Source organism: Saccharospirillum alexandrii (genome assembly GCF_043641555.1).
Taxonomy (GTDB): domain Bacteria; phylum Pseudomonadota; class Gammaproteobacteria; order Pseudomonadales; family Natronospirillaceae; genus Saccharospirillum; species Saccharospirillum alexandrii_A.
The window spans coordinates 1,114,592-1,135,466 of the sequence record NZ_JBHZRJ010000001.1; the positions used below are offsets into that span (position 1 = coordinate 1,114,592).

General features: G+C 57.7%; 17 protein-coding genes. 14 read left to right on the forward strand and 3 right to left on the reverse strand.

All coding sequences use genetic code 11. The annotated features are described in order from the left end of the window. Nucleotides 1-37: 37 nt before the first annotated feature. Nucleotides 38-1,219 carry a 4-hydroxybenzoate 3-monooxygenase gene (gene pobA / locus ACHUE7_RS04845; RefSeq protein WP_394168981.1) on the forward strand — a complete coding sequence of 394 codons (1,182 nt, stop codon included), beginning with the start codon at nucleotides 38-40 and terminating at the stop codon, nucleotides 1,217-1,219. A 189-nt stretch (nucleotides 1,220-1,408) separates the two neighbouring features. On the opposite strand, the gene ACHUE7_RS04850 is transcribed toward pobA, so the two are convergent. Next, nucleotides 1,409-2,314 (reverse strand): ion transporter, encoded by a 906-nt coding sequence (locus tag ACHUE7_RS04850; protein WP_394168982.1) that lies wholly within the window; start codon nucleotides 2,312-2,314, stop codon nucleotides 1,409-1,411. Continuing rightward, nucleotides 2,314-3,378, reverse strand: a complete 1,065-nt coding sequence (locus ACHUE7_RS04855) for a BamA/TamA family outer membrane protein (protein WP_394168983.1) — start codon at nucleotides 3,376-3,378, stop codon at nucleotides 2,314-2,316. The genes ACHUE7_RS04850 and ACHUE7_RS04855 overlap by 1 nt, the downstream gene beginning before the upstream one ends. Before the next feature lie 177 nt (nucleotides 3,379-3,555). On the opposite strand from ACHUE7_RS04855, the gene ACHUE7_RS04860 reads away from it, so the two are divergent. Next, nucleotides 3,556-4,158 (forward strand): GDSL-type esterase/lipase family protein, encoded by a 603-nt coding sequence (locus tag ACHUE7_RS04860; protein WP_394168984.1) that lies wholly within the window; start codon nucleotides 3,556-3,558, stop codon nucleotides 4,156-4,158. Continuing rightward, complete coding sequence (locus tag ACHUE7_RS04865) at nucleotides 4,155-4,769, forward strand: IMPACT family protein (RefSeq protein WP_394168985.1); 615 nt, start codon at nucleotides 4,155-4,157, stop codon at nucleotides 4,767-4,769. The genes ACHUE7_RS04860 and ACHUE7_RS04865 overlap by 4 nt, the downstream gene beginning before the upstream one ends. Before the next feature lie 15 nt (nucleotides 4,770-4,784). Here the strand turns inward: ACHUE7_RS04865 and queG are convergent, their stop codons facing one another. After that, nucleotides 4,785-5,870, reverse strand: a complete 1,086-nt coding sequence (queG, locus tag ACHUE7_RS04870; protein WP_394168986.1) for a tRNA epoxyqueuosine(34) reductase QueG — start codon at nucleotides 5,868-5,870, stop codon at nucleotides 4,785-4,787. A 147-nt stretch (nucleotides 5,871-6,017) separates the two neighbouring features. Between queG and tsaE the strand changes: the two genes are divergently transcribed. From tsaE to rnr, 11 genes are all read left to right on the forward strand, one after another. Beyond that, nucleotides 6,018-6,512, forward strand: coding sequence for a tRNA (adenosine(37)-N6)-threonylcarbamoyltransferase complex ATPase subunit type 1 TsaE (tsaE, locus tag ACHUE7_RS04875; RefSeq protein WP_348477098.1), 495 nt, complete (start codon nucleotides 6,018-6,020; stop codon nucleotides 6,510-6,512). A gap of 43 nt (nucleotides 6,513-6,555) precedes the next feature. Next, on the forward strand, nucleotides 6,556-7,911 hold the full coding sequence (locus ACHUE7_RS04880) for an N-acetylmuramoyl-L-alanine amidase (RefSeq protein WP_394168987.1): 1,356 nt from the start codon (nucleotides 6,556-6,558) through the stop codon (nucleotides 7,909-7,911). A gap of 224 nt (nucleotides 7,912-8,135) precedes the next feature. Beyond that, nucleotides 8,136-10,028, forward strand: coding sequence for a DNA mismatch repair endonuclease MutL (mutL, locus tag ACHUE7_RS04885; protein ID WP_394168988.1), 1,893 nt, complete (start codon nucleotides 8,136-8,138; stop codon nucleotides 10,026-10,028). A gap of 45 nt (nucleotides 10,029-10,073) precedes the next feature. Then, a complete protein-coding gene (gene miaA, locus ACHUE7_RS04890; protein ID WP_394169159.1) occupies nucleotides 10,074-11,024 on the forward strand; it encodes a tRNA (adenosine(37)-N6)-dimethylallyltransferase MiaA in 951 nt (316 codons plus the stop codon). A 329-nt stretch (nucleotides 11,025-11,353) separates the two neighbouring features. Then, nucleotides 11,354-11,596: an RNA chaperone Hfq gene (gene hfq / locus ACHUE7_RS04895; RefSeq protein WP_028669518.1), complete on the forward strand. Its 243-nt coding sequence runs from the start codon at nucleotides 11,354-11,356 to the stop codon at nucleotides 11,594-11,596. Between the two features lie 53 nt (nucleotides 11,597-11,649). Further along, nucleotides 11,650-12,963, forward strand: coding sequence for a ribosome rescue GTPase HflX (gene hflX, locus ACHUE7_RS04900; protein ID WP_394168989.1), 1,314 nt, complete (start codon nucleotides 11,650-11,652; stop codon nucleotides 12,961-12,963). A 64-nt stretch (nucleotides 12,964-13,027) separates the two neighbouring features. Beyond that, on the forward strand, nucleotides 13,028-14,230 hold the full coding sequence (gene hflK / locus ACHUE7_RS04905) for an FtsH protease activity modulator HflK (RefSeq protein WP_394168990.1): 1,203 nt from the start codon (nucleotides 13,028-13,030) through the stop codon (nucleotides 14,228-14,230). A gap of 12 nt (nucleotides 14,231-14,242) precedes the next feature. Beyond that, nucleotides 14,243-15,190: a protease modulator HflC gene (gene hflC, locus ACHUE7_RS04910; RefSeq protein ID WP_394168991.1), complete on the forward strand. Its 948-nt coding sequence runs from the start codon at nucleotides 14,243-14,245 to the stop codon at nucleotides 15,188-15,190. Between the two features lie 211 nt (nucleotides 15,191-15,401). After that, nucleotides 15,402-16,583 (forward strand): ATP phosphoribosyltransferase regulatory subunit, encoded by a 1,182-nt coding sequence (locus ACHUE7_RS04915; protein WP_394168992.1) that lies wholly within the window; start codon nucleotides 15,402-15,404, stop codon nucleotides 16,581-16,583. A gap of 49 nt (nucleotides 16,584-16,632) precedes the next feature. After that, nucleotides 16,633-17,928, forward strand: a complete 1,296-nt coding sequence (locus ACHUE7_RS04920) for an adenylosuccinate synthase (protein WP_394168993.1) — start codon at nucleotides 16,633-16,635, stop codon at nucleotides 17,926-17,928. A 460-nt stretch (nucleotides 17,929-18,388) separates the two neighbouring features. Further along, nucleotides 18,389-20,794, forward strand: a complete 2,406-nt coding sequence (gene rnr / locus ACHUE7_RS04925) for a ribonuclease R (RefSeq protein WP_394169160.1) — start codon at nucleotides 18,389-18,391, stop codon at nucleotides 20,792-20,794. Nucleotides 20,795-20,875 lie beyond the last annotated feature (81 nt).

Sequence of the window (20,875 nt, forward strand, 5' to 3'; positions counted from 1 at the left end):
ATGCCTGCTATGCATCTCACCGACAGGAGTACAGAACATGAAGACCCAAGTCGCGATTATTGGCGCTGGCCCCTCGGGCCTGTTGCTCGGCCAGTTGCTGCACCGCAAGGGCATCGACAACGTGATCATCGAGCAACGCAGTGAAGACTACGTGCTGGGCCGTATTCGCGCTGGCGTACTTGAGCAGGGCATGGTCGATTTGCTGCGCGAAGCCGGCGTTGATGAGCGGATGGATCTCGAAGGCCAGGTGCATGAGGGCTTTCACCTGTCGTTCGACAACCGCCTGGCCCGGGTTGATCTGAAAAAATATTCCGGCGGTAAAACCGTGATGGTGTACGGCCAGACCGAAGTCACCAAAGACCTGATGGATGCGCGCAAAGAAGCGGGTGTCCAGTCTGTTTATGAAGCCGAAGACGTTGCTCTTCATGGCATCGATACCGATACGCCCACGGTCACTTTCGTCAAAAACGGTGAGAAAGTCACCCTCGAATGCGACTACATAGCCGGGTGCGATGGCTACCATGGGGTATCCCGCAAAACCGCGCCGAAAGATGTGTTGAAAACGCACGAGCGTATTTATCCGTTCGGCTGGCTGGGTGTGTTGTCCGATACACCGCCGGTCGATGAAGAACTGATTTACGCCAACCACGAACGTGGTTTCGCTCTCTGCTCCATGCGCTCCAGCACCCGCAGCCGCTATTACATTCAGGTAGAGCTGGATGAAAAAGTGGAAGACTGGTCTGACGAACGGTTCTGGGAAGAACTAAAACGTCGCCTGCCCGAAGATGTAGCTGCCCGTTTGGTTACCGGCCCATCCATCGAAAAAAGCATCGCACCACTGCGCAGTTTTGTGGCCGAGCCGATGAAATTCGGTCGCATGTTCCTGGTCGGCGATGCGGCGCACATTGTGCCGCCCACAGGCGCCAAAGGGCTGAACCTCGCCGCCAGCGATGTGTATACCCTGTACCATGCCATGATTGCCGCCTATCACGACGGCAAGCCAGAGCTGCTGGATAAATATTCCGACATCGCCCTGCGCCGCATCTGGAAAGCCGAGCGTTTCTCCTGGTGGATGACGTCGATGATGCACAAGTTTGACGAGAACACGTTCAATCAGAAAATGCAGTTGGCCGAGTTGGATTACTTCACCGGGTCGGAAGCAGGGCTGACGGTGATTGCGGAGAATTACGTGGGTTTGCCGTACGAGAAGGTTGAATAAAAGATGAGGTAACCTGCTCACTTAGCAAATGGCGGTCGGTGGCGTGTGAGTGGGCGTCGGTCCGCATGGACGCGGGCCGCCGAGCTTACATGGACGTACTTGCAGCGTCCCACTCACACGCCACCGGCCGTCGTTTGCGAACAAAAGCCACTAAATCCAATTCAACGGGCAGTAAAGGCAACCTCCCAGTCACCCTGACTCTTTGTCCACCATCTCTTCCCCGCAAAACCGACAAAATTCCGCATCGGCTTCGTGGCCGGTTTTTCCGCAGCCCGGGCAACTGCGATTGTCGCGTTGGACGCGCAGTTGCGAGGCGAGTTCTGCTGTGTAGATACCTGTGGGAACGGCGATGATGGCGTAGCCGGTAATCATAACGGCAGTAGATAGAAATTGGCCGATCGGGGTGACTGGGGTTATGTCGCCATAGCCAACGGTGGTGAGGGTTACAATCGCCCAGTAGATGCTTTTGGGAATGGAGGTAAACCCGGCCTCCGGCCCTTCGATCAGGTACATGAACGCACCGAACACAACGACCATGGTGACAACACTGTAGAGAAACACCAGTATCTTGCGTTTCCCTGCCCGTAAGGCTTGCACCAGCATTTCAGCTTCGCTGACGTAATGAATCAGTTTGAGCACCCTGAACACTCGCAGTATTCGCAGAATGCGAATCACCAGCAAAGTATTGGCGCCGGGTATCAGCAAGCTCAGATAGGTTGGAATGATCGACAGCAAATCGACGATGCCGTAGAAGCTGGTCGCGTATTTCATCGGGTGGCGCACGCTGACCAGTCGCAGCCCGTACTCGATCGTAAACAACAGCGTGAAAACCCACTCGACACCGATGAGCAGGGGCCGGTAATGGACTACCACGGCACTCACGGTTTCGAGCATCACTGCCACAACGCTGATGATAATCGCCAGAATCAGCACCACATCGAACAGCTTGCCAGCCTTCGATTCGGCGCCAAAGATAATGTCATTCAGCGCCAGCCGCCAGTTTGCCAGTGGCTCCGGTGGTACTTCTTCGGGTAACCGGTCCCGGGGGTCCGTGGCACGTGGAATATGGAACCGGTCGGTACGTGGGTTGGGCATTAAAACGCTTCACCCACGCTGATCGCAAACCCAAAGCTTTCCATGTCGACCAGACCAAAATCCGCGCGAATGTTAAAGCGGGAATCGGCAATGGTGGAGTAGCGAATGCCGCCACCGACGCTGGTGTGGAAACGGTCTGCGCCGAACTCGCTTAATTCACTGGCCACCTGGGCAGTATCGAGAAAACCGGTTACCGCCCAGCGCTGGGTGAGTGTCATCCGGTATTCCGATTGCAGACCGAGCAAGTGGTGATCGACCCAGAGGTTGCCATCGGCACCGCGCAAGGTGCGGGCACCGGCCGGGCGAGGCAAGCGGCTGAAAGGGGTGGTCTCGCAACCATAATCGTAGTTGGCACCGAGTGCGATGACGTCATCACCCAGGGCAATGTAGTGTCCGACATCGGTTTCTATGGTGCCGAAATTATCGTCGCTGCCAAGGAATTCGAAATACTGGCGGCCGGTGAAGCTCGCCTGTGAACCTGCGGTCGGCCAGTCTCTGTCGTTACGGGTATCCCAACGCGCCGTGAGCCCGAGGCCGCTGTAGAAGCCGCCTTCAAATCCGCGCTGGTTGCTGCTCAGTAGCGGGTCGCTGGCATCGTCTTCTATTGATTCATTGTCGGCGAACACAAGGCCGCCGACTCGCAGGGTGGGTGTCACCCGATAGGCCGCGCCGAACTCGGTTTCAATGGTGGTGAGGTCATAGATCTCCTCGTCATCGTCGAAACCGGTATCGTTGCCCTGCTCGTAATAGGGCGTTGGCCAGTATTTGCCGCCCAGGGTGCCATAAAGGTTCCAGTCGCCACCGGCCACGTAAAAATCGGGCCAGATGTAAGCCTGGAACTGGCCTTTGGCGGTGCCTTGCAGCAACAGTTCCAGACGGTCCTGAGGCTGGTTCAGGCTGACTTGTTCAAACTGGCGCATCACATAGGCACCGTATTGAAAGCCGGTTTCGGGGCTTGAGCCAATGGCGGGCAGCAGCACCCAGTTAGCAGGCTTCAGATTTTCAGCCTGAACCGAGCCAATAGCAGCAGTGAGGGTAAGCAGGGATAACGTTTTTATTTTCATGGCGCACTCGAGTCTGGGTAGCCGGAAACAGTCAACACTATAACCAGCCAGATCAGCGGCGAAAAGGTGAAAGCAGGAATTGGCGCTGCCTGAACCGGCTAATGTGACGCAGGTGACTGGAGAAGACCGAGTCGTTTGCCGATATACTGGTTGAACGATCACCGCAGTAGAGATGGTATGAGCTCCGTATTGCTGACAGACCTTAATATTTGTGTGCTTGGCGATGGCATCGCCAGCGGCGAAGGCGACCCCGGGCACCGGGGTTGGGCTGGCCCGCTGATCGACAGCGTTCGCGCAGGTCATGGGCCATTGAATTACTACAACCTGGGTATCGTTGGCCAGAATAGCGAGGCCGTAATTGGGCGGCTGAGTGAGCTGGAGCCACGGATGCCCCTCGGTGCTGATAACCGGCTGATTCTGGCGTTTGGGCTGATGGATGCGGTGGGGGTAGGGGGCGCAGACCCGCTGCCGGCCAAAACCTCCTGGCAGAATTTGAGCACGCTGCTGAAACAGGTGCATGGGCATTATAAGCCGCTCCTGGTGGGGCCGCCCGCGGTTTACGATCCGGCGCAAAATGCCCGGATAAAGCGCATTAATGGTGGCTTTCGTGAACTCTGCACCCGGGCCCGGGTCCCCTATGTTGACCTGTTTACCTCGCTTCAGGACGACGTCCAATACCGGCGCGAATTGAATCAGGGCGACCGCTTGCACCCGGGGTCCTTTGGTCACCGGAAAATATTCGATCTGGTCAGCAATGACCGCAGTTGGTGGTTTGGTTGAATTGCACGTTAAAAGCCCCTGTGTTTGCGGAACTTGAAGTCCGAAAAAGCCGGTTTCTGGCTTGGGTGGAACCGGTCACCGACCGGGCTGCCGTGCAGGCCCGTTTGGCTGAGTTGCGTGGCCAGTATTCCGATGCCCGGCATATCTGCTTTGCGTTTTATGTTGATGGCGACAGCGGTATGAGTGACGACGGCGAACCCTCGGGCACGGCCGGCAAACCCATCTTCAATGTGATCAGCCACAAGCGGCTGGTGAACGTGCTGGCGGTGGTGGTGCGCTATTTCGGGGGCGTCAAACTTGGGGCGGGTGGCCTGGTTCGCGCCTACGGTGGCGCGATTTCCCAGGCGTTGGACCAGGCCGAGTGGGTGCCGGTTGAAACCCAGCACCCCTGGGTGTTTGGCTGCCCATTCGCATTGGAAAGTGAACTGCGCCGGTTACTGGAGCGCTACCAACTGCTGCCCGGGGGAATCGAATACACCACCGGAGTGACGATGGAGGTGACGGTGCCCGAGAGCCAGCTCGCAAACCTTCGTCGCGATTTCTGCGCCCTGGCGCCGCACCGGAATGATCTGATTGAACACCGGTTAGGGGCATTGCCGGAGGCTAACTAGCGTCAGGTAACCCCCCTAGACCGTCCCGACTCGCCCATGCTGCTCCAGTGCCCAGCGAATATGCTCTTGAACCAGGGGGCTGGCATCCGAATAGCGACGTTGCAGAGCCCCGATAATGGCCTCGCTGGTCGGCGCATTGCCCAGGGCAACGGCCAGGTTGCGCTGCCACTGCTCAAAGCCGATGCGGCGAATGGCGGAGCCCTCGGTGTTGCTCAGTAAGGTGGCTTCGTCCCAGGTGAACAGAGTCAGCAGGCTGATGTTGTCCAGTGAGTGGCGGGGCTGAAAATCGGCTTCCCGGGTCGGTTCGCTGAAACTGTTGAACGGGCAGACGATCTGGCAATCATCACAGCCATAAATGCGGTTGCCCATCTTGCTGCGCAGTTCAACCGGGATCGGGCCGCTGTGTTCGATGGTCAGGTAACTGATGCATTTACGGGCATCCAGTACCCCGGGCTCCACAAAGGCATCGGTCGGGCAGTCGGTCAGGCAGCGATTGCAGCTGCCGCAGTGCTGGCTTTCAAAGGGGGCGTCCAGTGGCAGCGGCAGATTGGTAAACAGCTCGCCGAGAAAGAAATAGCTGCCAGCCTGCTGGTTCAGTAATAGGGTGTTTTTACCCAGCCAGCCCATGCCACTTTGCTGCGCCAACTGGCGCTCCAGAACCGGTGCGCTGTCCACAAAGGCTCTGAAACCGTGTTCTCCGACCCAGGTTTCAATGGTTTTGCCCAGTTGGGTCAGGCGCTTGCGCATCAGTTTGTGATAGTCACGGCCGAGTGCATAGCGCGAGATGTAGGCCTGGTTTGGGTCATCAAGCACAGCTTGCATGTCGCCCTCGGGCCGGTAATCCATGCGCACGGAAATGGAACGCAGTGAACCGGGGTGAAGCTCAGCCGCGTCGAAACGCTTGTCCAGATTGCGGGTCATCCACTCCATAGTGCCGTGATAGCTCGCCTCCAGCCAGGCCAGATAGCTCGCCCGGTGCGCTTTCGTATTGCCGGTGCCAATGTGGGCCGCCTGAAACCCCAGGGCGGCTGCTTCAGACTTGATCCGTTGTGTCAGATGAACCAGATCGAGGCTGGGAATGGCTTGAGTGTCAGCGGGCATGTAGCAAGGGCCAGTTTGGAAGCAGGGTGTAAAGTGTGCGGCCATCCAGGGCGTTAGACAACCCATGGGCTCCGCACCGGTGGCAGCTTGATGTTACACTTTGTGCGTTTAGGTGTGATTCGGCCAGCCGGGGAGAAGCAGAACATCGTGTTATCAATCACTGTCAGTGAAGTTGCCATGGATGCTGTAGGTCGCAGCCTGGCAAACGCAGTGCGTACCGCAAAAGGGGGCATCGTATATCTTGATGGTACCCTGGGTATGGGCAAAACCACCCTGAGCCGCGCTGTGATTCAGGCTTGTGGTTGGCCGGGTAGGGTCAAGAGCCCGACCTACACGCTGCTTGAGCCCTACGACTGCGACGGTATTACCGTGGTTCACTTCGATCTCTACCGCCTGGCAGACGCTGAAGAGCTGGAATTTATGGGCCTGCGTGACTACCTGCTGCCCGATACCCTGTGGCTGGTAGAATGGCCGGAGCGCGGGGCTGGCGTGTTGCCAGACGCCGATGTCGTGGTACATTTCAGCGATGCCGGGGCCGCTGATGGCAGCGGCGGTCGATTGCTCAGATTTGACGGGGCTACAACAGCCGGTCAGCAAATCGTCGATCAACTGAGTCAGCAACTGGCCGGACAGGCGTTGTAATGGGGTTGCGGCGAGCACGATGTACTTATTGATGGGACGGTTAATGAAACAATGGTTTGTAAGCTTCGCGGCACCTTTGCTGGTGCTTGTGGGGCTGGTCAGTGCTGCCGGCGGTGTCCGGGCCACTGAAATTGAAGACGCTCGTATCTGGCCCGCGCCGGATAATACTCGCCTGGTCTTTGACCTCAGCGGTCCGGTCGAACACCGGGTATTCGTGTTGTCCAATCCGAGCCGGGTGGTCGTTGATATCAGTGATGTGTCTCTTAATACCAACCTGGAAAGTCTGTCGCTGGAAAACAGCGGCGTGTCCCGCATCCGCAGTGCCCAGCGAGAGGGCGGAGAGTTGCGCGTGGTGCTCGACTTATCCACCCAACTGAGCCCGCGCAGCTTTGTTTTACGCCCGAACGAGCAGTACGGGCATCGCCTGGTGCTCGATCTGGAACGGCCACCGGGCCTGTCCATGGAGCCGAGCGAACGCCAGGTCAGTCGCAGTGCCGATGATCTGTCGAACCAGCAGCGCAACATCGTCGTGGCGATTGATGCCGGTCACGGCGGTGAAGACCCGGGCGCCATTGGCCCGAGCGGCACGCGGGAAAAAGACGTGGTGCTCGCCATTGCCCGGGAACTTTACGACCAACTGGACGAGCTGCGGGGTTATGAACCGGTGCTGATGCGTACCGGTGATTACTATTTATCGCTGCAACGCCGGCGCGAGCTGGCGCGCGAAAAACGCGCGGACCTCTTTATATCCATTCATGCCGACGCCTTCACCAGCCCGCAGGCCTCGGGGGCATCGGTTTTTGCGTTGTCGTCGAGTGGCGCCACTTCGGCCATGGCCGGGTATCTGGCCAACCAGGAGAATGCGGCCGATGTGATTGGCGGTGTGAACGGCATCAGCCTGGAAGACAAAGACGAGATACTGCGCTCAGTGCTGGTTGACTTGTCGATGACGGCGACACTGAGGTCGAGTCTGGATGTGGGTAGCGACATTCTGGGGCGCATGAAACAAGTGGCTCGCATGCACAAGGCCAGCGTTGAACAGGCGGGCTTTGCGGTGCTGAAATCGCCGGATGTGCCTTCTGTGCTGGTTGAAACCGGCTTTATTTCCAACCCGACCGAAGAGGCCAATCTGGGCTCGGCAAACTATCGCCGGCAACTGGCAACGGCCATTCGCCAGGGGGTGACCCAGTGGTTCGAGAGTAATCCCCCTCCGGGTACCTGGGTGGCCTGGCAAAAGCGTGAGGCAGGCACCTTGCGTCGCTATGTGGTCGTCAGTGGCGATACCCTGTCGGGCATTGCCTCGCGCAATAACACCTCGGTGAGCCGATTGCGTGAAGTGAACCAGCTGAACGGTTCTTCCATTCGCATTGGCCAGGTGATTCTGATTCCACAGGGTTAGTCTTGGAATTTCAGTTATTGGCTCTGGCTACCAACTGAGTGCCAGGTGCCGGGTGTGCCTCTTCGGGGAAGTGCGCAACATGGATGTTGCGGTCTAGGCCCCATGGACGGGTTTAGGCCGATCGAGTGTCGCACCACCCGAGAGGCACACCCGGTGACTGGCACGGACCATCTGGCAATCATGTTCAACGGAGTCCTGGAACTTGAGTAATTGAAGGTTATGGCATGCGTCGAATATTAACACTCTCTCCCCGGCTGGCGAACCAGATAGCGGCGGGGGAGGTAGTGGAACGGCCCGCTTCGGTGGTGAAAGAATTGGTCGAGAACAGCCTGGATGCTGGCGCTACCCGCGTGGATGTCGAAATCGAGCAGGGTGGCGTGAAGCTGATGCGCATCCGCGATAACGGCTCGGGTATTGTCCGGGACGACCTGGCCATGGCGCTGAATCGACACGCCACCTCGAAGATTCACAATCTCGATGAACTGGAAGCCGTCGCCTCACTGGGCTTTCGTGGCGAGGCACTGGCGAGTATTGCCTCGGTATCGCGCCTGATGCTGACGTCGAAGCCAGCCGAGCAAGCCGAAGCCTGGCAAGTGAACACGCACGGCCAGGATATGAACACCGAGATTCTCCCCGCGGCCCATACCGATGGCACAACGGTCGAAGTGCGCGATCTGTTTTTCAATACCCCGGCCCGGCGCAAGTTCATGCGCACGGAGAAAACCGAATACAACCACCTCGAAGAAGTGGTGAAGCGTCAGGCGCTGGCCCGTTTTGATGTGGGTTTCAGCCTGCGTCACAACAACCGGACCATTCACGCCTTGCGCCCGGCCACGACTCAGGCCGAGCAGGAACGCCGGGTCGCGCAACTGCTCAGCCCCGACTTTATGAACAATGCCCTGGTGATCGATGCCGAAGCGGCGGGTTTGCACCTGACTGGCTGGGTCGGTTTGCCGACGTATTCCCGGTCGATGGCCGACATGCAGTACTTCTTTGTGAACGGCCGGGTGGTGCGCGACAAGGTGATATCGCATGCGGTAAAGCAAGCTTACCGGGATGTGCTCTACCACGGTCGCCAGCCCTGTTTCGTGTTGTATTTGCAGCTCGACCCGAGCGGGGTGGATGTCAACGTACACCCAACCAAGCACGAAGTCCGCTTTCGCGATCAACGGCTGGTGCATGATTTTCTGTTTCGGCAATTGCACCGGGCGCTGGCACAGGTTCGACCCGATGCAGAAACCGATCCGTCCCGGGCGCAGTCAGCATCGCCCCAGGCGTTGCGGCCTCAGGCCACCGGCGCTATGGCGGGCGAGTTTGGCGCCCAGCAGCGTATGGACATGTCACCCCCCACCTCAGCAGCCGGCGGCGGTTATGAGCGAACCTACCCGGGAGGGGGGCAGTCGGTTTCTGTGGCCGATCAGGTCGGCTTTTACCAGGCGCTATACCCGTCGGCGGAGGGGGCAGCAGCTGAGCGCCCCGAAACCCGAGGTTGGGACCGGCCAGCCCAGCCCTTGCCCGAGGCTGACGGCGATATGCCGCCGCTTGGGTTCGCGGTTGCCCAGTTGCACGGCATCTTCATCCTGTCGCAAAGCCAGCATGGGCTGATTGTGGTGGACATGCATGCCGCTCATGAACGCATTACCTATGAACGCATGAAACGCCAGTATGATCAGCAAGGCCTGCAGGCGCAGCCGGTGCTGGTGCCTCAGAAACTCTCTGTCAGTGAGCGCGAGGCCGATGCTGCCGAAGAATTTGCGCATTTACTGGTAAACTTCGGGCTGGTGATTGAGCGCCTGGGGCCGGACGCGCTGATTGTTCGGCAGACGCCGGTGTATCTGCAGCAGGCCGATGTGGAACCATTGGTTCGGTCGGTTCTGGCCGATTTTCTCGAGCACGAAACCTCCGATGCCATTGTTGCCCGGCGCGATGAAATTCTCTCCAGCATGGCGTGCCATGGCTCGGTACGCGCCAATCGCAAGCTGACCATTCCCGAAATGAACGCCTTGCTGCGCGATATGGAACGTACCGAGCGCAGTGGTCAGTGCAACCATGGCCGCCCGACCTGGACTCAGTTGTCGCTCGACGAGCTGGACAAGCTGTTTATGAGAGGGCGTTAGGTGAGCCCGCAAGCACCGGCTGATAAGCCAACGGCGATTTTCCTGATGGGCCCAACGGCGGCGGGTAAGACCGACCTGGCGCTGTCGCTGGTGGACGCCAGACAATGCGAAATCATCAGCGTCGACTCGGCTCAGGTGTTTCGTGGCATGGACATCGGCACCGCCAAACCCGATGCGGCCACCCTGCAGCGGGCGCCCCATCACCTGATCGATATCTGTGACCCGGCCGACAGTTACAGCGCGGCCCGGTTTCGAACCGACGCCCTGGCTGCCATGAGTGACATCCAGCAGCGCGGCCGGATTCCACTTCTGACCGGTGGCACCATGCTCTACTTCAAAGCCCTGGTGGAGCCGCTGGCAGACATGCCGCCAGCCGATGAGGCGGTACGGCAGGCACTTCAGGCGCAGCTGGAAACCGAGGGTCTGGCCTCGCTGCTGCGCGAGCTGGAAACCGCCGATCCGGTTGCGTTTGCGCGCATCGACCGGCAAAACCCGCAACGTGTGACGCGGGCTCTGGAAGTGTATCGGGTCAGTGGCCGGCCGATCTCAGCCTACTGGGCTGAATCGGTGAACGACGGCAAGGGTCGTCTGGCGCACGACGCGACCGGGGCCTTCCCCTGGCATCTGATACAACTGGCGGTGATTCCCGCAGACCGGGCCGTATTGCATGAACGGATAGCCCGGCGGTTTCAACTGATGCTCGATCAGGGGTTTGAGCAGGAAGTGCGAGCGCTGATGGCGAGAGGGGATTTGCACCCGGATTTGCCCAGCATTCGGGCCGTGGGTTATCGCCAGATGTGGCACTACCTTGAAGGGCAGATCGACCACGCGACCATGATCGAAACCGGCGTTGCCGCCACCCGGCAACTGGCCAAACGACAATTGACCTGGTTGCGCAAGTGGCCTGAACTGGCCGTGCTCGACCCTGCCGGGGCCGATGGGGATCGACGCATTATTGACCAGGCGTGGCAAATCTTGCGTAAATCGGGACTTTAGTAAACGAATTGCATCCACATCAGCTTGAAATTCGCCTACAATTCCACATTATCTTGCGGATTGTGAAGTGATCTGGCGGGCCCTGGCCGGCCAAGTTGCGACAACCCAGACTTTTTGTCGACCCAAGATACGCTGACCTGCGTAGTAAGACAGTAGCATGCCCGTTTTCTTAATCGGGTAGGCGGACTATCCTGTCAGGTAGCCGTATCGATGGTGACGCTGGTGCAATCCATCAACGGCAGGCCGGGTGCCTGAATGTCCAATGACGTTCGGCACTGTCGGAATGCCCATAAACGATTACTATAATCCTTCGTTAAAAGGAGTTCGACATGTCAAAGGGGCATTCGTTACAAGACCCTTTCCTCAATGCGCTGCGGAAAGAACGTATTCCAGTTTCCATCTTTCTGGTAAATGGCATCAAGCTGCAAGGGCAGATTGAGAGCTTCGACCAGTTTGTCATCCTGCTGAAAAACACCGTGAGCCAGATGGTCTACAAACACGCCATCTCCACCGTGGTGCCAGCACGCAATGTTAAAATTCCTCATGAAAGCGAAGAAGTCACCATCGAGTGATGGCGCTGTTCTGCAGGTCAGCCCGGTCTATGATCGGGTATCGGAGAGTCTGATTGTTTTTTGAACGTGTCGAAGGCGGGGACCGGGCCGTATTGGTCCACGTCGATTTTCCCGAATCTGCCAACCGGGAAGACCCCCAGGAATTTGAAGAGCTGGTGACCTCTGCCGGTGCCACTGCTGTGGCCAGTCTGGGCGGTTCCCGGTCGGCGCCACACCCGAAATACTTTGTCGGGTCGGGCAAGCTGGAAGAAATAAAAGCCGCGGTTAAGGCCAACGATGCGGACGTGGTGCTGTTTAATCACAGCCTGTCGCCCTCGCAAGAGCGTAACGTTGAACGCGCGGTGGAATGCCGGGTGCTCGACCGTACCGGTCTCATCCTCGATATTTTCGCCCAGCGGGCGCGTACCCATGAGGGCAAACTTCAGGTTGAACTGGCTCAGCTCCAGTACCAGAGTACCCGCCTGGTGAGAGGCTGGACCCACCTCGAGCGTCAGAAGGGCGGTATCGGGCTGCGTGGGCCGGGTGAAACCCAGCTCGAAACCGACCGCCGTCTGCTGCAAGTGCGCATCAGCACCATTCATCGCCGACTTGAAAAGGTTGAGAAGCAACGCGACCAGGGCCGCCGCGCGCGAACCCGGTCGGACACCCCGACCATCTCGCTGGTGGGGTACACCAACGCTGGCAAGTCGACGCTGTTTAACGCCCTGACTCAGGCAGAGGTTTACGCCGCAGATCAGCTGTTCGCGACGCTCGACCCCACACTGCGCCGGTTAAGTATCCCCGATATGGGCGAAGTCGTTCTGGCTGATACGGTGGGTTTTATCCGGCACCTGCCGCACAAGCTGGTGCAGGCGTTCAAGGCAACCCTGCAGGAAACGGCAGACGCTGATTTGCTGTTGCATGTGGTCGATTGTGCCGATGAAGACCGTATAGAGAATATGGAGCAGGTTGAGCTGGTGCTCGAAGAAATTGGCTCGCTGGACCTGCCCCGACTGGAAATATTCAATAAAATTGACCTGCTCGACGACTTTGAACCGGCCATTGAACGCAATGACCAGGGGCGTCCGGTGCGGGTCTGGGTATCGGCGCAGACCGGACAGGGCCTGGCGTTGATTCAACAGGCAATCGCCGAATGTTTAGGCGACGAGGTCATTGCACGTAAAATCAGCCTGAAACCGGACGAATCGGCTTTAAGGGCTGCACTCTATCAGTACAATGCGGTACTGTCTGAGGATTACGATGCCGAGGGGCTGTCGATTCTGGATATACGCATCCAGAAAAAAGACTTGCGGCAGCTACTGAAGAAAAACGGGCTTGATGCGGAGCGGTTCGGAGTCAGCGAACCCCGGGAATTTTTTGAGTTGTGACGGCCATCGGCGCTGAGCCGATGCCATCAACCCAATCCTTTATCATTTGAAAACGGAGACGACCATGGCGTGGAATGAACCACCAAATGGCAACAACAATAACGATCAGGATCCCTGGGGGAACCGGCGCCGTAAAGGCAATGATGGCCCTCCGGATCTTGATGAAATCTTCAAGCAGGTCAACGAGAAACTGAACAAGTGGCTCGGTGGCGGCAAGAACAAGGGCGGCGGCAGTTCCGGCGGCTCCGGTGGTTCTGGCGCCAGCTTTGGAGCCATATTGGGCATTTTGCTGGTCGTGGTACTGGCCTATGCAGCCTATGACTCCATCTACACCGTCGATGAATCCGAGCGAGCCGTTATTTTGCGTTTGGGTGAGTTCAGCAGCGTTCAGTTGCCTGGTTTGCACTTCAAGGTTCCCTTTATTGATCGGATTGATCAGAAAGTGAACGTTACTGAAGTTCGAAGCCTCCGCTTGCAGGAAAGCATGCTTACCGGTGATGAAAACATTGTTTCCGTGACCATGTCGGTGGAATACCGCGCTGCGGATGCTCAGAAGTTCGCACTGAATGTGCAGCAGCCGGAAACCAGTCTGGCGAATGCCGCCGAATCGGCTTTGCGCCACGTTATCGGCTCCGCAACCCTCCAACAAGCCCTGACAGTAGGTCGTGACCAGATCCAGGTTTCGGTGCGTCAGCGTTTGCAGAACTACCTGAACCTCTATGATGTGGGCATCGAACTGGCTCAGTTGAACATCAACGACACCTCGCCGCCACAGCAAGTTCAGGCGGCGTTCGATGATGTGATCACCGCTCGTGAAGATCAGCAGCGGCTGATCAACGAAGCCCAGGCCTATGCCAACCAGATTTTACCGGTAGCTCAGGGTCAGGCGCGTCGTCAGTTGGAAGAAGCTCAGGCTTATCGTGAGCAGGTTGTAGCCAACGCAACGGGTGAGGCTGATCGTTTTTCCGATATTCTCGGCGCATACAGTGAGGCGCCCGGTGTGACGCGTGAACGTCTCTATCTGGAATCGATCTCGCGCATCTATGCAAACACCAATAAAGTATTGGTGGATGTAGAGGGTGGTAACAACATGCTGTACCTGCCGCTGGATCAGTTGCGTCGCAATGCCAGTAGTGGTGTAAGTTCGGGGACAACCAGTCAGATAGGCAGCCCGAGCAGCTCTAATATGAATAACTTGTCGAGCAGCGATGTGCGGAGTCTGACCGATCAGATCCTGCGTGAAATCGATCGTCGGCGAGCAAACTGAGGAGGCTGAACTATGAGTACTCGTAATACAATCCTGCTCGCCTTGCTTGCTCTGGTTGTCTTTATTGGCTTGCAAAGCGTTTATGTGGTGAGTGAGAAAGAACGCGCAATCAAGCTGCGATTCGGTGAAGTGGTCGCTGCGGATGTTGAGCCAGGCTTGCAGTTCAAAATGCCGTTCATTGAGGACGTGCGCAAATTTGAAGCCCGCCTAATCACCCTGGACAGTGAAGCAGAGCGTTTCATTACCAATGAACAGAAAGGTCTTGAAGTAGACGCCTATATTCAATGGCAAATCGATGATGTGCGTGAGTTCTACACCGCCACCAGTGGCGGCGATTTCTTCCGCGCCAACACCATTCTGGGTAACCGGGTTAACTCAGCACTGCGTGACGCCTTCGGTCGCCGCACTTTGCGTGAGGTTGTATCTGGCCGTAGCGAGGACGAGCCACTGTCAACCGGAACCGCGATTGAAGATGAAGGTGAACGGGATCGCTTGTTGCGTGAAGTAACGGCTGATGTGGATAGCTTTGCCCGCAGCGGTCTTGGGATTCGGGTGATCGATATTCGTGTGAAAGCGATTGACCTGCCGCAGGAAGTGTCTGCCGACGTGTTCAGCCGGATGCGCTCAGACCGTCAACAGGAAGCTCAGTTGTTCCGGTCTAACGGTGAGCGGGAAGCTGAAGAAATTCGGGCATCTGCCGATCGTCAGCAAACGGTAATACGGGCCAATGCGTTCCGTGAATCCGAACAGATACGCGGTGAAGGTGATGCTGAAGCTTCCCGGGTCTATTCATCGGCTTACTCTCAGGATGAAGAGTTCTACAGCTTCTATCGCAGCCTCGGCGCTTATGAGCAGAGCTTTGGCGGTAACGGCGACATTCTGTTGCTGGAACCGGACAATGACTTTTTCCGCTACCTGCAATCGAAAACGGGCGCACTGTCTGAGGGTGAAGAGCAGTAGCCAGGCTTGTATCGCTTCCCTTTTAGAAATAGTTCAAAAAAGGGTTGGGGGCCAGCCATTGCAAGTGTAGAATCCGTTAACCGGGCCATGTGCCCGGTTTTTTTGTGCCTGGCGTTGGCAAATGGTCACCCGGTCCGACAAGAGTCGGGCTCCAAACGTGACTGCAACGCCCGGTAAAACCCTGATTGAATGAATGGGAACGTGTTCCGGCATGACCATAGCAGAACGCTGGCTGTTGCCCGACGGTATTGAGGAAGTCTTGCCGCCGGAAGCCGCACGAATTGAGGCCTTGCGCCGACTTCTACTCGATGAGTACCGCACCTGGGGCTATGATCTGGTTATTCCGCCGAGCGCCGAATACCTGGAATCGTTGCTCACCGGGGTCGGCCATGACCTGGACTTGCTGACCTACAAGATCACCGACCAGACCAGTGGCCGGCTGATGGGGTTGAGTGCCGACAATACCCAGCAGGTGGCGCGTATGGATGCCCACAGTCTGCCGCGTGCTGGTGTGGCCCGTTACTGCTATTCGAGCAACGTGTTGCACACTAAGGCAACTCACCTGTTGTCATCGCGCAGCCCCATTCAAATTGGCGCTGAGCTGTATGGTTATTCCGGCATCGACAGTGACATAGAGATTGTTTCGCTGATGCTCACCTCGCTGGCCCGGGCCGGCCTGGTCAATGTAACGCTTGACCTGGGTCACATCGGCATTTACCAGGCGCTGATCGAGGCATCTGGGCTGGAGGGCGACAACGCGACCCAGCTGTTCCGGCTGTTGCGCCACCGTTCGCTGCCAGAGCTGAATACCTGGCTCGAAACCGCACCGCTGAACGATGAGTTCAAACGCTGGTTTGCCCTGCTGCCGAAATGCGCCGGTTCAATGGACAAACTGGCAGGCTGGCCGGAGCGCTTTGCCGGTGCGCCCGAAGGCGTGTTGACCGCGCTGGATACGCTGACCCGCATCGCCGAGGCCTTGAAAGCCCGCTTTCCTGAGCAGAAAATTCACCTGGATCTGGCCGAACTGCGGGATTTCAATTACCACACCGGCCTGGTGTTTTCGGCCTTTGTACCCGGTTTTGGCCAGGCTGTTGCCAAGGGTGGTCGCTACGATTCTACCGGCAAGGTATTCGGCCGGGCGCGTCCGGCGACGGGCTTCTCCAGCGATTTAAAAATTCTGGCCAGCCAGACGCGCGGCCGCTGGAAGGAAGCCGCGGGGGTTCGGGCTCCGGCCGTCTCCGATCCGGTACTGATCGAACGGATCAGCCAGTTGCGTGCCTCTGGCGAGCGAGTGATTCAGGTTTTTACTGATCAGGTCGTCCCGGAAGAGCTGGGCTGTGACCGGGAGCTCGTGCTGGAACAGGGCGAGTGGCAGATAAAGCCGTTAGTCTGAGTCAGCTAACCGATTAACCAACCATTTTATCAACTACAGGCAAAAAACGATGGGTAAGAATGTTGTCGTACTTGGCACCCAGTGGGGTGACGAAGGCAAAGGTAAGATCGTCGACCTGCTGACGGAAAAAGCGTCGGCTGTGGTGCGCTTTCAGGGCGGGCACAATGCTGGCCATACCCTGGTGATCGACGGTGTTAAAACCGCCTTGCACCTGATTCCGTCGGGTATCTTGCGCCAGGGCGTCAACTGCATCATCGGTAATGGTGTGGTGCTCTCCATTGAGGCGCTGTTGAAGGAAATGGCCATGCTCGAAGAGCGCGGCGTTCCGGTACGCGAGCGACTGCGCGTCAGCCACGGCTGCCCATTGATTTTGCCGGTACACATTGCCCTGGACCAGGCTCGTGAAAGCCGTCGTGGTGAAGCGAAAATCGGCACTACGGGCCGTGGCATCGGCCCGGCCTATGAAGACAAGGTCAGCCGTCGTGGCGTTCGCCTGGGTGACGTATTTCAGCCCGGCTTTGCCGACAAGGTGCGTGAGTTGATGGATTATCACAACTTTGTGCTGGCCAACTACTATGGCGTAGAAGCCATCGACGTCGACCAAACCCTGGCCGAGGTGATTGAACAGGCACAGAGCATTCGCGACATCACCGTCAACTCGGTCGGCCTGATTCACAGCATTCGCGAGCAGGGTGGCGACATCATGTTTGAAGGCGCTCAGGGTTCACTGTTGGATATCGACCACGGCACCTACCCCTACGTGACGTCCTCCAACACCACGGCGGGCGGTGTTGCCACCGGTTCGGGCGTGGGGCCACTGTATCTCGACCAGATCATGGGCATCACCAAGGCTTACACCACCCGTGTCGGCTCGGGCCCGTTCCCGACGGAACTGTTCGACGACGATGGCAAGTACCTGGCCAAGAAAGGCAATGAATTCGGTACGACCACTGGCCGCGCACGGCGCTGCGGCTGGTTCGATGCCGTGCTGGTCAAGCACAGCATTCGCATCAACAGCATCAACGCCATCTGCCTGACCAAGCTGGATGTGCTGGACGGCCTGAAAACCGTCAAGGTATGCGTCGGTTACCGCGACGAAGCGGGCAACGATGTGGAGTGGCCGGAATCTGCAGAAGCCTTCGCCCGGGTAACCCCGGTCTATGAAGAGCTACCAGGCTGGGATGAATCCACCGTGGGCGCCAGCGAGCTGAGCCAGCTGCCTCAGCGCGCCCGGGATTACATCGCCTATCTGGAAAAGGCGATCGGCGCGCCCATCGATATCGTTTCAACCGGCCCGGACCGAATTGAAACCATCGTACTTCGCCACTCGTTCGATATTCAGTAACGGCTCGCCTCGGAGTTCAAGTTGGCATTATCGCCTTGAACCCGCGACGGATGGCTCGGCTGCTCCTGCAGGGGCGCCGTGAATACATCCGTGTAAGCTTAACTTCGGGATATGAATCCCATGGAAGGGATTCATATCCTGCGGTCTAGGCCCGAGATCGCGGTGCCGGACCAGACGTACCGCCACGGATGGATTGAGTGGGCGGTATTCCGCCCGACCCCTCAGAGTTGCTACTGGTAGCCATCGTGGACCACAGCCACCGAACCTGGGCTAACCTTCGGTTTGCCCGTAGCCATGCCGTTACAGCCGTCTGCAGACAACCTTATTCAGATACCCAACAATGCGTTATACTGTGCGCGCATTAGTCAACCCTATCCAACGGCCCTCCAAAAGGCGCTATGAATCCGAGGTTGACACAATCATCAAATGATCAAATTTTAATCAACAAGGATTACGACCTATCAGCCGACGGAAACCCGCTGACCCGAATCTTGAACGGGAAGCTGAGAAATACGAAAACCCCATTCCCAGTCGGGAATTTATTCTGGAGCACCTGGAAAATCGCCAGGGCCCCGCGACACACCCCGAACTGTGCGATGAGCTGGGACTGGCCGACGACGAACGCGATATTGAAGCACTGCGTCGTCGTTTGATTGCCATGGTCCGCGATGGCCAGTTGCTGTGCTCGCGCAAAGGCGCCTTTGGCCTGATCGACAAGATGGATCTGGTGAAAGGGCGCGTCCAGGGCCACCCCGATGGCTTTGGCTTTCTGATCCACGATCAGGGTGGCAAAGACTACGTATTGAACCACCGCCAGATGCGTTGCTGCTTCGATGGCGACGTCGTGCTCGTCCGCAAAGGCGGTACCGACCACCGTGGTCGTGTTGAAGCCATTATTACCGAAGTGCTTGAGCACAATACCCAGGAAATCGTGGGCCGGTATTTCAACGACGGCGGTATAGGCCGGGTTGAACCGGAGAACCGTCGCGTCAGCATTGATGTGCTGATCCCGGCCGGCAATGAAGGTGATGCCCAGCCCGGCGACATCGTCGTGGTCGACGTGCTCGAACAGCCCCAGTTCCGGCGTCAGCCGGTCGGCCGTGTTTCGCAGGTACTGGGTGAGCACATGGCACCGGGCATGGAAATCGATATTGCCCTGCGTACCCACGATATACCGCACGAATGGCCACGTGAGGTGTTAGATCACATAGAGGGCATGAGTGATCAGGTTGATGAAGCGCACAAGAGCAATCGCATCGACCTGCGCGACAAGGCGTTTGTCACCATCGATGACGAAACCGCCCGGGATTTCGACGACGCGGTACTCGCCGAATCGGTGCGGGGTGGTGGCTGGCGCTTGTTCGTTGCCATTGCCGACGTCTCCAACTACGTAGGCGTTAACTCGCCGTTGGATAACGAAGCCCGTAAGCGCTCCACCTCGGTGTACTTCCCCGAGCGAGTGATTCCGATGCTGCCAGAGATTTTGTCGAACGGCTTGTGCTCACTGAACCCGAATGTCGATCGTCTGACGCTGGTCTGTGAAATCACCGTGTCGGCCACCGGGAACATTGACAGCTACCGCTTCATGGAAGGCCTCATCAATTCCCATGCCCGCCTGACCTACAACAAGGTGGCGCCACTGCTGGAACCGGAAACCGCCGCCGAGGCGCGTGAAACCATGCAGCAGGAATACGGTGAGGCGGTGCTGAAAAACCTCACCACGCTGCGCGAGCTGTACAAGATATTCCGCTTTCAGCGCCGCAAGCGCGGTGCGATCGACTTTGAAACGATCGAAACCAAAATTGTGTTCGATGCCGACCGCAAGATCGAACGCATTGTGCCAAGTGAGCGTAACGATGCGCACCGGCTGATCGAAGAGTGCATGCTGATCGCCAACGTTTGTGCGGCGAATTTCATGGAAGAACTCGAGATTCCCGCGCTTTACCGGGTGCACGACACGCCATCACCTGAACGACTGGAAAACCTGCGCAAGTACCTGGGCCAACTGGGGTTGGATCTGAAAGGCGGGGAGAAACCCCATGCCAAAGATTACCAGACCCTGTTGAACCAGCTGAAAGGCCGGGAAGATTTCCAGCTCATTCAGACCATGCTGCTGCGGTCGATGAATCAGGCGGTGTATCAGCCGGATAACCTGGGCCACTTCGGCCTGGCGTTCGATGCCTACACCCACTTTACGTCACCGATTCGCCGCTATCCGGATTTGTTGACGCATCGGGCGATCCGCAGTGTGATTCGTTCCGGCAAGCGCACGTCACTGGTACGTCGGGTTCGGGGCGCGTCGAAACTGAACCAGAAAGACATCTATCCTTACGATTTGCAGGCCATGGTCGAGCTGGGTGAGCACTGTTCACTGACCGAGCGCCGTGCTGACGAGGCAACCTGGGATGTGGTGGCCTGGCTCAAGTGCGAATACATGAAAGACCATGTGGGCGACGAGTTCATGGGTACGGTATCGTCCGTTACCAACTTTGGCTTGTTTGTGCAGCTCGATGAAGTCTATGTGGATGGTCTGGTGCACATCAGTTCACTGGCCAGCGATTACTATCAGTTCAACGAAGTGGCGCATTGCCTGGTCGGCGAACGCACCCGGGTCAGTTACGGCCTGGGCGACCGGTTGCAGGTTAAAGTCATGCGCGTTGATCTCGATGACCGCAAGATCGACTTCGAATTGTCGGGCGATTGGGTCCAGAAACCGTCCCGTCCCGGCACTGCCAAAGGTTCGAAAGCCAAGGCACGGCCGGATCAGAAAACCGGAGCCGGTGACGAACCCAAAAAAGGTAAGAAGTCGGGCAAGTCTGGCGGTAAGCGCAAGTCGCGTCCGCGTCGTCGAAAAAGCAGCGAGTAACATCGCTGTTTGAGTAAGGAAAGCCTGGCGATTCGCCGGGCTTTCCTGTTTCTGGGTTAGTTTGATTTTCGGGAAGAATAA